Source organism: Bradyrhizobium sp. 170 (assembly GCF_023101085.1).
GTDB lineage: Bacteria > Pseudomonadota > Alphaproteobacteria > Rhizobiales > Xanthobacteraceae > Bradyrhizobium.
The window spans coordinates 5,698,843-5,711,493 of the sequence record NZ_CP064703.1; the positions used below are offsets into that span (position 1 = coordinate 5,698,843).

General features: G+C 61.3%; 10 protein-coding genes. 5 read left to right on the forward strand and 5 right to left on the reverse strand.

The window, feature by feature from the left end; all coding sequences use genetic code 11:
* The first annotated feature begins 25 nt into the window (after positions 1-25).
* The 3 genes from IVB05_RS26540 to tenA all read left to right on the forward strand — a co-directional run bounded on the left by IVB05_RS26540 (position 26) and on the right by tenA (position 4,005).
* A complete protein-coding gene (locus tag IVB05_RS26540; RefSeq protein WP_247778925.1) occupies positions 26-1,417 on the forward strand; it encodes an extracellular solute-binding protein in 1,392 nt (463 codons plus the stop codon).
* Positions 1,418-1,709: 292 nt separating this feature from the next.
* A complete protein-coding gene (locus IVB05_RS26545; protein WP_247778926.1) occupies positions 1,710-3,128 on the forward strand; it encodes an APC family permease in 1,419 nt (472 codons plus the stop codon).
* Between the two features lie 208 nt (positions 3,129-3,336).
* A complete protein-coding gene (gene tenA / locus IVB05_RS26550; RefSeq protein WP_247778927.1) occupies positions 3,337-4,005 on the forward strand; it encodes a thiaminase II in 669 nt (222 codons plus the stop codon).
* A gap of 106 nt (positions 4,006-4,111) precedes the next feature.
* Here tenA and IVB05_RS26555 read toward each other — a convergent pair whose 3' ends face one another.
* The 3 genes from IVB05_RS26555 to IVB05_RS26565 are packed head-to-tail and all read right to left on the reverse strand — an operon-like array spanning position 4,112 to position 7,937.
* Positions 4,112-5,134 (reverse strand): HupE/UreJ family protein, encoded by a 1,023-nt coding sequence (locus IVB05_RS26555; protein WP_247778928.1) that lies wholly within the window; start codon positions 5,132-5,134, stop codon positions 4,112-4,114.
* Positions 5,131-5,997, reverse strand: a complete 867-nt coding sequence (locus tag IVB05_RS26560) for a peptidylprolyl isomerase (protein ID WP_247778929.1) — start codon at positions 5,995-5,997, stop codon at positions 5,131-5,133. The genes IVB05_RS26555 and IVB05_RS26560 overlap by 4 nt, the downstream gene beginning before the upstream one ends.
* On the reverse strand, positions 5,994-7,937 hold the full coding sequence (locus IVB05_RS26565) for a DUF3604 domain-containing protein (protein ID WP_247778930.1): 1,944 nt from the start codon (positions 7,935-7,937) through the stop codon (positions 5,994-5,996). The genes IVB05_RS26560 and IVB05_RS26565 overlap by 4 nt, the downstream gene beginning before the upstream one ends.
* A 349-nt stretch (positions 7,938-8,286) precedes the next feature.
* On the opposite strand from IVB05_RS26565, the gene IVB05_RS26570 reads away from it, so the two are divergent.
* Complete coding sequence (locus IVB05_RS26570) at positions 8,287-8,544, forward strand: hypothetical protein (protein WP_247786953.1); 258 nt, start codon at positions 8,287-8,289, stop codon at positions 8,542-8,544.
* A gap of 27 nt (positions 8,545-8,571) precedes the next feature.
* Here IVB05_RS26570 and IVB05_RS26575 read toward each other — a convergent pair whose 3' ends face one another.
* Both IVB05_RS26575 and IVB05_RS26580 read right to left on the reverse strand, forming a co-directional pair.
* Positions 8,572-9,423 carry an IclR family transcriptional regulator C-terminal domain-containing protein gene (locus tag IVB05_RS26575; RefSeq protein ID WP_247778931.1) on the reverse strand — a complete coding sequence of 284 codons (852 nt, stop codon included), beginning with the start codon at positions 9,421-9,423 and terminating at the stop codon, positions 8,572-8,574.
* Between the two features lie 121 nt (positions 9,424-9,544).
* Positions 9,545-11,710, reverse strand: a complete 2,166-nt coding sequence (locus IVB05_RS26580) for an acetate--CoA ligase family protein (RefSeq protein WP_247778932.1) — start codon at positions 11,708-11,710, stop codon at positions 9,545-9,547.
* Positions 11,711-11,893: 183 nt separating this feature from the next.
* On the opposite strand from IVB05_RS26580, the gene IVB05_RS26585 reads away from it, so the two are divergent.
* Entirely contained in the window at positions 11,894-12,625 is a 732-nt protein-coding gene (locus tag IVB05_RS26585; RefSeq protein ID WP_247778933.1) for a GntR family transcriptional regulator, read from the forward strand.
* The last annotated feature ends 26 nt before the right edge of the window (positions 12,626-12,651 follow it).

The window sequence follows — 12,651 nt, forward strand, 5'->3', positions numbered from 1 at the left end:
CGATCCTCCGGCAGGGAGCAACCACATGGCTCCAGATGAAAAGTGGCAGAGTGAAAATTCGCCGAGCAGTCCAGGGTCGGCCAGCCGGCGCAGCTTCGTCAAGGGATTGGGCGCGGCGGGGGTGGCCTTGCCGGCCCTCGCCATGCTGCCGCGGTGGGGTATCGCAGAGGATGTCACCGCGCTCTATGCCAAGGCTGCGATGGATTGGAAGCAGTTTGCGGGGCAGACGATCACGCTCGCGGGCGCGATCCATCCTTGGTCGAACGCGATCACTCCGCTTTTGTGGGATTTCACCAAGCTCACCGGTATCAGCGTCGTTACCGACTTCCGATTGGAGACTACCTACCTGGGCGCGCTGCCGATCCAGCTCAACCGTGGCGACAGCACACCCGACGTCTTCATGTACACGACCTATGGCCAGGGCATCTCGAACGGATGGCTCGAGCCGCTGAACGCCCATTATTCCAACAAGTCGCTGACCGATCTCGGCTGGTATGACGAGGGCGACCTGCTCAAGACCGCCCGAGCCTTCCCGTTGTGGCGGGACGGCGAACGCTACGCGTGCCCGATCACGTCCGAGGCGGTGACCTTGTTCATCAACGGCGATGCGCTGGCGGCCAAGAACCTGCCGGTTCCCCAGACTTTCGATGAGCTGCTTGTTACCGCCAACGCGGTCAAGACCAATGAGATGTCCGGGATCGCCATGCGGGCCCAGGCCGGCGGCAATTCGTCCGTGCCGGCCATGAGCTTCGTGTTCTCCTATGGCGGGGACATGGTCAAGGACAACAAGGCTGCTTTCGCGAGCCCGGAGGCCATCGCGGCCATCGAGATGTTCGGTCGACTGCTCAGTCAAGCCGGATCTCGCGGTGTGAGCGGCTACGAATGGTACCATGTGCTGGACGACTTCCTTCAGCGCAAGACGGCGATAGCGATCGACAGCAGCAACTTCGCTACCGACATCTCCAATCCGGCAAAAAGCCACGTTGCCGGCCAGGCCGTGTTTGCCGCCTTTCCACATGTCCCCGGTCGCACGTCCGTGCCCTTCATGTCGCACTGGCAGGCGTGCATCAATTCCAGGTCACGAAACAAGCGGGCGGCTTTCCTGTTTCTGCTGTGGGCGACAAGCAAGCCGACCTCGCTGCGGACCGCCGCAGCGGGTCTGGCGACGACGCGCGTATCGGCCTGGTCGAGCGAGGGCTTCAAGAAGGCGTTCGGCGCCCAGGCCGCGGAGGCGGCGCTGACCAACCTGCAGAACGCCGATGTTGACCGCGCCAAGGCGATCCTTTTCCATCCGCTCTCCAGACCCATCCTGGACGCGTTCATGATCGGCGTAAATGAAGTGGTCTCCGGCGCGCGACCGGCGAAGATCGCGATGACCAACGCCGCCGAGAAGGCCAATGCGGCGATCCGCGGGTAGCGGAGCGTTACTGCAGCGCAGCGCGGCGCGACATTCGGCTGCATCGAACTTGAACGTTGTCGAAGTCAGAACGGACTTCGATGTTCCCGGCTCCACTCAGGAAGATTTCCCGCAGGCATCACGTCGCCAGGCGCGGCCGCCAGTTCGGTCGCCACATCGCGCACGGCGCGGCCCGGTGCGGCGATCGTCGGTGAGACGGCTGGTCCATCCCGAGACGGATAGATGGCTATTGCAGTAAACCTCTGATTGTCGATACACTGCACGCGTTACCGAAAGCGAATAAGGACGTGCGATGACCGATGTCCCTGTCAACGCCGGTACTCAAGCAAGCGGCGCCGAACCAAGTCTTCACAGGGTCATGGGCCCGTGGTTGCTCTTGCTGTTCATCGTCGGCGACATTCTCGGCACCGGGATCTATGCGCTCACTGGCCAGGTTGCGAAGCAAGTGGGAGGCGTCGTATGGCTGCCTTTCGTGATCGCTTTTGTGGTCGCACTTGTGACCGCGTTCAGCTATCTCGAGCTGGTCACGAAATATCCGAAAGCTGCGGGCGCTGCTCTTTATACGCATAAAGCTTTTGGCATCCATCTCATCACGTTCATCGTTGCGTTTGCGGTGATGTGCTCAGGCATCACCTCGGCATCGACGGCTTCCCGGGCTTTCGCCGCGAACATGTCGAATGCGATGGGCCTCAATCTGTCGGGCTTTGCCATCACCGCCACCGGTCTCGCTTTCATGGCAGTCGTTGCTGCGGTCAATTTCCGCGGCGTCGGCGAAAGTGTGAAGGCTAACGTCGTCCTCACCTGCGTCGAGCTGACAGGACTGCTGATTATTATCGTGATCGGCCTCTGGGCGATCGGGTTGGGCCAGGGCGATGTCTCGCGAGTCATTCAGTTTCGTCCGAGCGCGGACGGCGGCATGTTCTGGCCGGTGATTGCCGCAACCACGCTCGCGTTCTTTGCCATGGTAGGCTTCGAGGATTCGGTCAACATGGCCGAGGAATGCAAGGATCCAACCCGTCACTTTCCAAAGGTATTGCTTACCGGCCTTGTGATTACCGGTCTCATCTATGTTCTTGTCTCGATCTCGGCGATCACGCTGGTGGCGCCGGAGCAATTGGGCGAAGGCGAGACCCCGCTTCTGCAGGTGGTCCAGCAAGGCGCGCCCAATTTTCCACTTTGGATCTTCGGCTTCATCACCATGTTTGCCGTGGCCAATAGCGCACTCATCAATATGCTCATGGCCAGCCGCCTTGTGTACGGCATGAGCCGCGAGCATGTTCTCCCGCCAGCCCTCGGCAAAGTACACAAGACGCGGCGGACGCCTTATGTCGCCATCGGCTTCACTACCTTGCTGGCATTTGCCCTTATCACGTTTGTCGGTGAGGTGCCGGCACTCGGAGGCACCACCGCGCTTCTCTTGTTATGCGTTTTCACGGTGGTGAATATTGCGGTCCTGGTGCTTCGGCGCGATCCTGTGGATCACCAGCATTTCCGCACGCCGACCATTCTGCCGATCCTGGGCGCCGTGTTCTGTGCCTTCCTCACGGGTCCCTGGACCGGCCGAGCCATTGTTCAGTACCACGTCGCCGGCGTCCTGCTCGGGGTGGGTATCGTTCTTTGGCTCGTGACAATCATGGTCAACCGGAGCACCGGGGTGACGAGAGCCGAGCCAGCCATTGAACATTTAGGTCGCGGCGGGCCCGTCAACTAGAGCATGATCCGGAAAAGTGGGTACCGGTTTTCCGAAAAGATCATGCTCAAATCAAAGAGACAGAGTGGGATGACGATTCGAAGAAAAGTCATCCCGCTCTAGGCGACGCAAGAGGCCCATTTCTGAGAGCCCTGCAGAAAGCGCTTCAACCTGACTGGGTGGCGTGCCAAAAACACTCCCTGAGAAAGCCATCCTTGCGAAAGAGCTCATGAGTTTCTTCGAGCGACTGAAGACAGCAGCAGCAGCCGAATGGCGGGTCTACACCGAGCACCCCTTCACGGAAGGGTTGGCAGACGGTTCGCTCGCAGAAGCGGCGTTTCGTCACTACCTCGTTCAGGACTACCTGTTCCTTATCGAGTTTGCCCGCGCCTACGCCCTCTCCGTCTACAAGTCGCCCACGCTCGCCGACATGCGCGAGGCGGCTGGCGGCCTCTCGGCCATTCTCGACGTCGAGATGAACCTGCATGTGAAGCTCTGCGCCGGCTGGGGCCTGTCGGCCACCGATCTTGAACAAGCACCCCCGGCGGTCGAGATGCTGGCCTATACGCGCTACGTGCTGGACGCCGGAATGCGCGGCGATCTGCTGGCGCTCAAGGTGGCACTTGCACCTTGCGTGATCGGCTACGCAGAGATCGCGACGCGGCTCGCCACGCGACCCGATGCGCTCGCTGCAGCGAACCCGTATCGCGTCTGGATCGCCGAGTATTCCGGAGGCCCCTATCAAGAGGTCGCCGCGCAAGCGCGGGAGCACCTGGAAGCCCTTGCCGATCGCTACGCCACGCCGGCGCGCGAGGCAGAGCTGGTCGCGATCTTCAAGGAAGCCACCCGGCTCGAAGCCGACTTCTGGGAAATGGGCTGGCGCGCGGGCAAGCGTTGATCGGTCACTGGCCGCGTACCGTCTCCAGCGTCGCCGAATAGCCGCTTCGCTCCCGAGCCGTGGAGAAGCCAGGACGGCAAGCAGGCGGTGCCCGCAAGGCGATTTGTTATGCGAAGAGGGCGGTCGTTCGCTCAACCAGCCAATAGGCCGCCACCACGCCTATGGCGTAGGCGACCGTCACATTGAGCCGGTCGAGTGCTCGCTGCAAGGGCGCAGGCTGCAATAGTTGGGACGCAGCGTAGCGTAGTAACGATATTGCCGACAACACTGCGGCGACAAAGATAAGCTGCCCGACCTCCACCCCAATATTGAAAAACAGCAGCGCAACGGGGATCGCATGTTGAGGTAATCCCACCTCCGCCAGCGCTCCGGCGAAGCCGAAACCGTGTAAAAGCCCAAAGCTAAAGGCGACCAGCCATGGCATACGCGCCGTCAGACTTGGCTTTCCACGCCGCGCGTTCAGAATCTCGACCGAAACAAGCATAATGCTAAGCGCGATGGCTGCTTCGAGAGGTGGGCCCGGCACATTCACGAAACCGAGCGTCGCCGCGGCAAGCGTAATGCTGTGCGCGATAGTGAATGCCGTCACTGTAAGGGCGACGCGGGCCCAGCCTCGAACGAGGATCACCAGCGCCAGCACAAAGAGCAGGTGATCGAAGCCGAAAAGGATGTGCTCGACGCCAAGACGAAGATAAGTTGCAGCGACCTCGCCCGCGCCCGGCGTGGCCTGAACAATGAACGTCGTCTTCGTCGGAGACAGCCGCTCGGTCTGTACTGCGCCGGCAAGGCTTTCGATCCGAACCAGTACATCAGTCAATGTGGCCGACAGGCCCTCAATCGATACCGCCTGCCCGGCGAGCCCTCCATCCCGCCGAATGCTGCGGCGTTCGACATAGGCCCCCTCGCTGAACGACGCACGAGGCGGCGCTACATCTTGAGTGCCCTCGGGCAGTTTGACGTAGATCGCGAGCCGCAAGTCCTCCCCCCGCGCGGGAATCTTGAAAAGCAGATTATAGGCGTCGGGGCTGGTCTGGCGCACCTGAAGATAGCCCGGCCGAAGTTCATCCGATAACGCGGGTTGCGCCAGCAGCACTGCGACAACAGCAAAGAATGAGCGGAAACGATTCATCGGCTGATTTCCGCCGACGCCGCCTTGGCCGCAGGCGCCTCCACAACGATTTCGTAGCGCTCCCGCAGCGAGGCATAAAGCTTCTGTTCCGCCTCAAGGCGGCGGCCGTTCGCCCACTCTCGGCGGACGGCTGGCCTGATATCATCGAGCGGTGGCAGGCCTCCCGACACTCGTTCGCTGATAAAAACGAAATGCTGCCCAAAGCCCGAAGCAACCGGTCCCTGCCAGCGGCCCTCTTCCATAGCGAGTATCCGTTTGGCAAACCTTTCACCAAACTGGTTCATTACCTTTGTGGCCGAGACGCCACGAAATTCCTCGCCAAGCAGGAAGGGATCGCCGAGTGCCGTCGCATCTACAGTCGCGTCGGCGCTAGCCAGGATGCTCGCAACCTGTTTGCTATCGCTGTCGATGGTATTTTGGCGCCGAGTAGCACTCAGGAAGACGTGACGGAATGTGAGATGGTCCTCGGCTCTGAAGCGCTCCGGATTGGCTGCGAGATAGGCCGCAAGCTGCTCATCATTCGGCTCCGGTACGGACATGTCCTCGGCGAGAAATTCCATCTTCTGCCGCACGCGGCGTCGAATGACGGCGTCGTCACGGTCCAGTCCGGCCGCCCTGCCCTCGCGGTAGAAAACCTCGTCGCGGATGTAGTCCTCAATCAGGTCCTGCAGTTCCTGCTCGCTCGGCGGCCGTCGCCACGTCCGCGCGAATCCGTCGCCGAGGTTGGCGATCCGCGAGGCGGAAACAACGATTTTCTCGGGCGTGTCTGTCCCTGGCTTGCCGACGAGGCCGTGGAGCGCGAACAGCATCGCACCAAGCGCGAGAAACTGGGGTAATGGCTCTCTCAGCAGCCGAGAAATCAAGGCGTGTACCATATCGGCGAGGTATAAGCGCGTTCGGTAGTCGTCATCCTCACTTCCGCCGGCATTTTGACACCGAAATATTTTGCGTCATAGGCCGTCCAGCGCGGCGTCGGAATTTCGATCACGCGCACATAGTAGAAGGCGCGCTGCGCCGGATCGAAGTCGGGATCCTTCCAAACCGTGATCATTTCGCCCGCGCCGATCGTGTTGGTCCATGTCGCGTTGGCGACATCGACCGTGCTGCCGACGGATGTCCTGCTGCGGCCGTCGGCATCGATTTTGCGGCCTCCGGATACCGCGACGTCGTAAACTCGCTCCTGCGTCTGGCCGTTCTTTCCGACCCAGCCCTTGATGACCTGGATGCGGTCCAGATTGGCGCCAATCGGATCCTTCAAGGCGGCGACAAGGAATGAAGGCGACTTTCCGTTTGACGCGTTGCTCAAGTCTCCGCCCATCGGCACGCCTTTGGTGTAGCCAACCCGCGCCGGCATGCGGTTGTTGGCGTCAGCGGCCTCGAAATCCCAGCCACCGAAGAAGCGAACGGCCATGCGCGGACCGGTGGTGGCATAGGTCTCGCGCCGCTTCATGGCGTCGAAAATCGCTTCGCGGTTATTTTCGGCGGCCCATACCGCAGCATAGCCGGACGCCGTCGTCTCCCAGCCCATGATGACGGCCTTGTCGGTCTTGACGAACGGATGCATCGCGCGATCGGCACTTGGTTCGGACGAAGATGTCTTGCCGAAGAAATTGTCCTCCTCGACCGCCGCGAGCCCGGTATGCGTATCGGTACTGCCGACCAGGCCGAACTTGTAGGGATTTAAGCCAAGCTCGGCTTCCATCTTGAGGCCGTTCTTGAGTGCTGAACGGACATACTCGAATTCGAGCATCTCCGGCTTTTTTACCTCTGTCAGATCGAGGTTACCCTTGTCCCACCGTTCGTAGTTTGCAAATTCATCGTTGGGTGAAAGAAATGGATGGGTCTCACCATCGCCTTTCATTTGCGTGGCTTCGTAGAGCGGCTCCCAGCGAGTTCGGTTCTCCGCGTATTCGCGGTCAATGCGTTTCCCGTTGAACGACTCGATGATCGGAAACATCCGGCCGTTACTCAGATTGCCGTTGTGCGCCAGCGCAAGAATTTCAGCGCCGGTTTTCTCCTCGACCATCGCCATCCATTTCCAGAGATCGCGAGGATTTGGACTGCCGAGCGGCGGCAGTGTGGTGAAAGGTTCGACGAGACTCGCCTTTGCTCCGTTGTCGCGCCAAATGATATTGCGATGAAGGTTGTTGCCGCCAGCGTTCGAGGTCCACTCATAGCCGATAAAAGCAGTGAAACGGCCCGGTTCATTGGCTTCTTCCGCCGCCTTTATCGTTTCGCGCCACGCGCTGCGATAGGCCGGCGTTCCCGGGGTGGGGAAGCCCTTGGGCATTTGCCCCTTGCCGAAGCTGGTAATGATATCGATAGCTGCCTGGGCACCCTTGCCGGAATTGATCTCGTCGTACCACTTCCGGCCCTGCGGGGTTGCCAGCAGTCCGGGATCGCCCCCGATCAGTTGCGGGAAAAAGCCCATGCCGTCCGAATGGTCCGTTACCACCATGAAATCGAGCGGTCGCGATAGTTTCGCGCGTTGTCCGCTCGAAGCGATAACTTCCTCGCCCCTGGCAAAGCGATAAGCGTCCTTTGGGCCGAGCCGAGCGCCGAACGCGCCCGCGTCCATCGAGTAGGAGGTGTGCGTGTGCGTGTCGCCGAAGTAGGGCCGTGTCGGGAAATTGCGCCCCGCATATGGCGAGTAAGGTGGCTTGGTGGGGAACGCCTTATCGGCTGTCTCTTTGTCGAGCGTGCCGATATCCGTGGTTTGATCTTCCGCAGCGACACTCGTTACAAACACGGTCGCGGCGCAAACGCCAGCCAGCGCCGCCCCGGAGAACAAACGAAACAGCATCGGCGCCCCCATGATCTCGATGAGTTATCTCGTCAGGGACATCCGGTCGGGCATTATTCGGCCAAGGCTGTCGGAGTCAGTGATGTCCTCAACAAATTTTGACCTAACGCGATGGTAGGCTTTCTCCAAACCGCTTGGAAGCCCGCAATGCCAAATCAGTTAGGGCAGCCAAGCTGCCGCTTATTCGCCGCGGCGATTTCTCCAGGTTAGTTTCTCATAGTCCTCCGCGCACATAGACTGTAGCTTCGGCAAAGGTGCGAAGTTGTGCACTGTCGGGATGTGCGGATGCAGGCCGCAAAAATGGAGGCCATCCATGAAACGGACGACGAGATATCTCGAAGGACGCCAAATGAAGCTTTCGATCACGTTGTCGGCGCTGCTGGTAGCTGGGTTCGTGGCCGCAAGTACCGAACAGGCCAGTGCCGTCGTTTACTGCCAATACGTTTCGTATCCTGCCGGGTGCATTGTAAGGCCCGGCGTGGTGCTGCGGCCGCGGCCGGTCGCGCGAGCCGTGGTGACCCCTGGCGTCGGCGCCGTAGGTGTTGGAGTCCGGCGTGGAACACCGATGAATCGTGGCGGCCCCGTCAATCGAGTCGGCAGGCGCTGACAGCGCTCGGTCTGAGACCGACGCTCTTCACGTGAGCGGTTTCGCCCCCGGCATCACGCCACCGAGCGCGACCGTCAGCTCGGCCGCAACGTCGCGCACGATTTTTCCGAGTTCGGGCACGCGCTCTTCGGTAACGCGCGTGGTCATGCCGGAGACAGAAATCGCCGCCAGCGGCTCGCTGCAGTCGCTGTAGACGACGGCGGCAACACAGCGCAGCCCCATGCGCGCCTCCTCATCGTCGACCGCATAGCCCTGGCGTCGGATCACCTCGAGCTCCCGGAACAGCTCGCCCGGCCGCACGATCGACTTCTCCGTCAGGCGCGGCATGCCCTGGCGGCAAATGATCGCGTTGACGTCAGCATCGGAATACGTGGCGAGCACGGCCTTGCCGACCCCGGAAGCGACCATGGCGACGCGGCCGCCGACCTTGGTCAGCGAGCGCATGATCTCGCGGCTTTCCATGCGGGTCAGCACGATGATGGATTCGTCGTCGACCACGGCAAGATTGGCGGTTTCGCGGGTCAGGTCGCGCAGCTTGCGCAAATACGGCATCGCCTGCGCCGTAAAATTGCGGCGGCGGGTGAAGGTCGCGCCGACCGCAAAGCTTTGCGCGCCGACATGCCATTTCGATTCGGTACGGTCGAACTGAACGAAGCGGCGCTTCTCCAGCGTCGCCAGCAGGCGGTGCACGGTCGAGGTCGACAACCCCGTGCGAACGGCGAGATCGGTCAACCGATATCCCTCGTCGTCTTCGGCCAGCACTTCGATGATGGAGAGCGCGCGGTCGACCGACTGGACGCCGCCATCCCTGGTATCGGAATCATTGTCGGCGCCGGATTTCGGCTCGACCGGTTTGCGCCGGATCACGTTTCGCTTCATCGCGACCTGCCTCTATCGGGTATCAGACCGTGAGCCGCTGAATTCCTGGCAATTTCGCTTCTTGTCGAGCGTCAAAAGAAAATGCCGCTTCGGCGAACCGAAGCGGCATCGATCGTCCAGCTCAGAGCAGGCCCGCGCCGCGCGCCCACTTGTACTTGGCGCCCAGCACCTCGACCGGCAGTTCGGTCGAATAGGCATAGGCCGGGATGCCGTTCTGGTAGAGATATTCGGCGGCCTCCTCGACCTCGACGTCGCCGGCGAGCGAGGCGACGATCGGCTTCACAAAACCCTTCGCCTCCATCTCCTTCTTCACCTCGACCATGTTGCGGGCGAACACCATCGGCGGCGTGACGATGGTGTGCCAGTAGCCGAGGATCAGCGAATGGATCCGCTCGTCCGACAGGCCGAGCTTCACGGTGTTGACGTAGGTGATCGGCGGCTCGCCGCCGGTGATGTCAACCGGATTTCCGGCCGCGCCGAACGGCGGGATGAATTTTCGGAACGCGGCGTCAAGATCCGGCGGCATCGTCATCAGCGACAGGCCGTTGTCGACCACCGAGTCCGAAAGCAGCACGCCGGAGCCGCCCGCACCGGTGATGATCAGGATGTTCTCGCCCTTCGGCGTCGGCAGCACCGGCACGCCGCGCGCGAATTCGAGCAATTGCCTTAAAGACCGGGCGCGGATCACGCCCGACTGGGCGAATACGTCCTCATAGATCTTGTCGTTGCCGGCGAGCGCGCCGGTGTGCGACGAGGCCGCCTTCGCGCCCGCGGAAGTGCGGCCCGCCTTCAGCACCACCACCGGCTTCTTCTTGGAGACGCGCTTGGCGGCCTCCGCGAAGGCGCGGCCGTCCTTCAAGTCTTCGCAATGCTGCGCGATGATCGCGGTGTTCGGATCCTGCTCGAAGAAGGCGAGCAGATCGTCCTCGTCGATGTCGGACTTGTTGCCGAGGCCGACGATCGCGGAGACGCCCATCTTGGCCGAGCGCGAGAAGCCGATGATCGCCATGCCGATGCCGCCGGACTGCGACGACAGCGCCGCCGAACCCTTGACGTCATAGGCGGTGCAGAACGTGGCGCAGAGATTGGCAGGCGTATAATAGAAGCCGTAGATGTTCGGCCCCATCAGGCGGATGTTGTACTTCTTGCCGACTTCGACGATTTCAGCCTGCAATTCGGGTGCGCCTGCTTCGGCAAAGCCCGACGGAATCAGAACGGCGCCTGGAATTTTCTTTTCGCCGCATTCAGCCAGCGCACCGGCAACGAACTTCGCGGGGATCGCAAACACCGCCGTGTCGATCACGCCGGGCACGTCCTTGACGCTCTTGTAGGCCTTGTAGCCCAGGATCTCGGCGGCCTTCGGGTGGATCGGATAGATCTCGCCCTTGTAGCCGCCGTTGATGAGATTCTTCATCACGGAGTTGCCGATCTTGCCGTCCTCGGCGGAGGCGCCGATCACGGCCACGCCCACCGGCTGCATGATGCGGTTCATCGCCGCTACGATTTCATCGGTCGGGCGCGGCGCCGGGCGCGGCTTGTAGTCGAAATCGACGACGATGCGCACGTCGGCGGCGATCGCATCCTTCTTGGTGGCGAACACCGGATTGAGATCGAGTTCGACGATTTCGGGGAAGTCGCTGACGAGCTGCGACACCTTGACGATGATGTCGGCCAGCGCCTCGCGAGAGACCGGATCGCCGCCGCGCACGCCCTTCAGCATGTCATGGGCCTGGATGCCGTCGAGCATCGACAGGGCGTCGTCCTTGGTCGCGGGCGCGAGGCGGAAGGTGATGTCCTTGAGAATCTCGACCAGCACGCCGCCGAGACCGAACGCCACCAGCTTGCCGAACGAGCCGTCTGTAATGGAGCCGACAATGACCTCGGTGCCGCCGGCCAGCATCTGCTGAACCTGGATGCCCTCGATCTTGGCGTCGGCCTTATATTTCTTGGCGTTGGCGAGAATGGTCTCGTAGGTCTTTTCTGCATCGGCCGCGGTCTTGACGCCAACCACGACGCCGCCGGCTTCGGTCTTGTGGAGGATGTCCGGCGAGACGATCTTCATCACCACCGGGAAGCCCATGCCCGTGGCCAGCTTGGCCGCCTCGGCGGCAGACTTCGCCACGCCTTCCTTCGGAACCGGGATGCCGTAGGCGTCGCACACCACCTTGCCTTCCGGCGCGGTGAGGCTGGTGCGCTTCTCGGCTTTCACTGCATCGAGCACCTGGCGGACGGCCTGGTGGGCGCTGGGCTCGGCGACTTTGCGGGCCGCATCTGCAGAATTTGACATTGGCTTCCTCCTGGGGCTAATTTTATGGCATTTGGTATGCCAGAGATCAGATTGTCAAGTCAAAGTATCGCGCAGAAACATCGAAAACATAGGCATCTTGACATACTGGTATTTGGTATGCCAAAAATATTCGAGCATTTCTTCTGCTAAGAAGACGTCTCCAAAACAGGGAGGAGACGAGTCGTGCCCGAACGAAAACAAACCAAGGCGCCGCCTGTCATGGCTGAGGCAGATATTGCAATCGTCCGGATTGCTCCCGAGACGAGCTTCAAGAACAAGGCCTATGAGGCCTTGAAGGAAGCTATTCTCAAGATGGACATCTACGCGACGCCCGAGCAGGTGATGCTCGACGAACGCGCGTTGTCCGAACGCCTCGGCGTCAGCCGCACCCCTATTCGCGAAGCCATCGCGATGCTGGAACAGGATGGCTTCGTCAAAACCGTGCCGCGTCGCGGCATCGTGGTGGTCCGCCGCACCAAGACCGAGATCGTGGACATGATCCGTGCCTGGGCCGCGCTTGAGAGCATGGCCGCGCGCCTGATCACGACCACCGCGCGCAAGAAGGACATCACGGCGCTGCGCGATTTCTTCAAGGATTTTGGCAAGGATCGCCTGCCGCAGGATCATGTCGAGGAATACTCCAAGGCCAATATCGCGTTCCATCAGGCGCTGATCTCGCTTTCGGAATCGCCGGTGCTGGTCGACATGACCAACGATATCCTGCTGCACGTGCGCGGCTACCGGCAACTGACCATCGGCCGGAAGGATCGCACCGCGACCTCCCTGCCCGAGCATCTGGCGATCATCGAGGCGCTGGAAGCACGCGACACCGAACTCGCCGAGAAACGCGCACGCGACCACACGCTGGGCCTTGCCGCCTACGTCGAGGCGCACGGCCAGGAACTATTTACCTAGACGCAACTTCGCACCAGAAGACGACG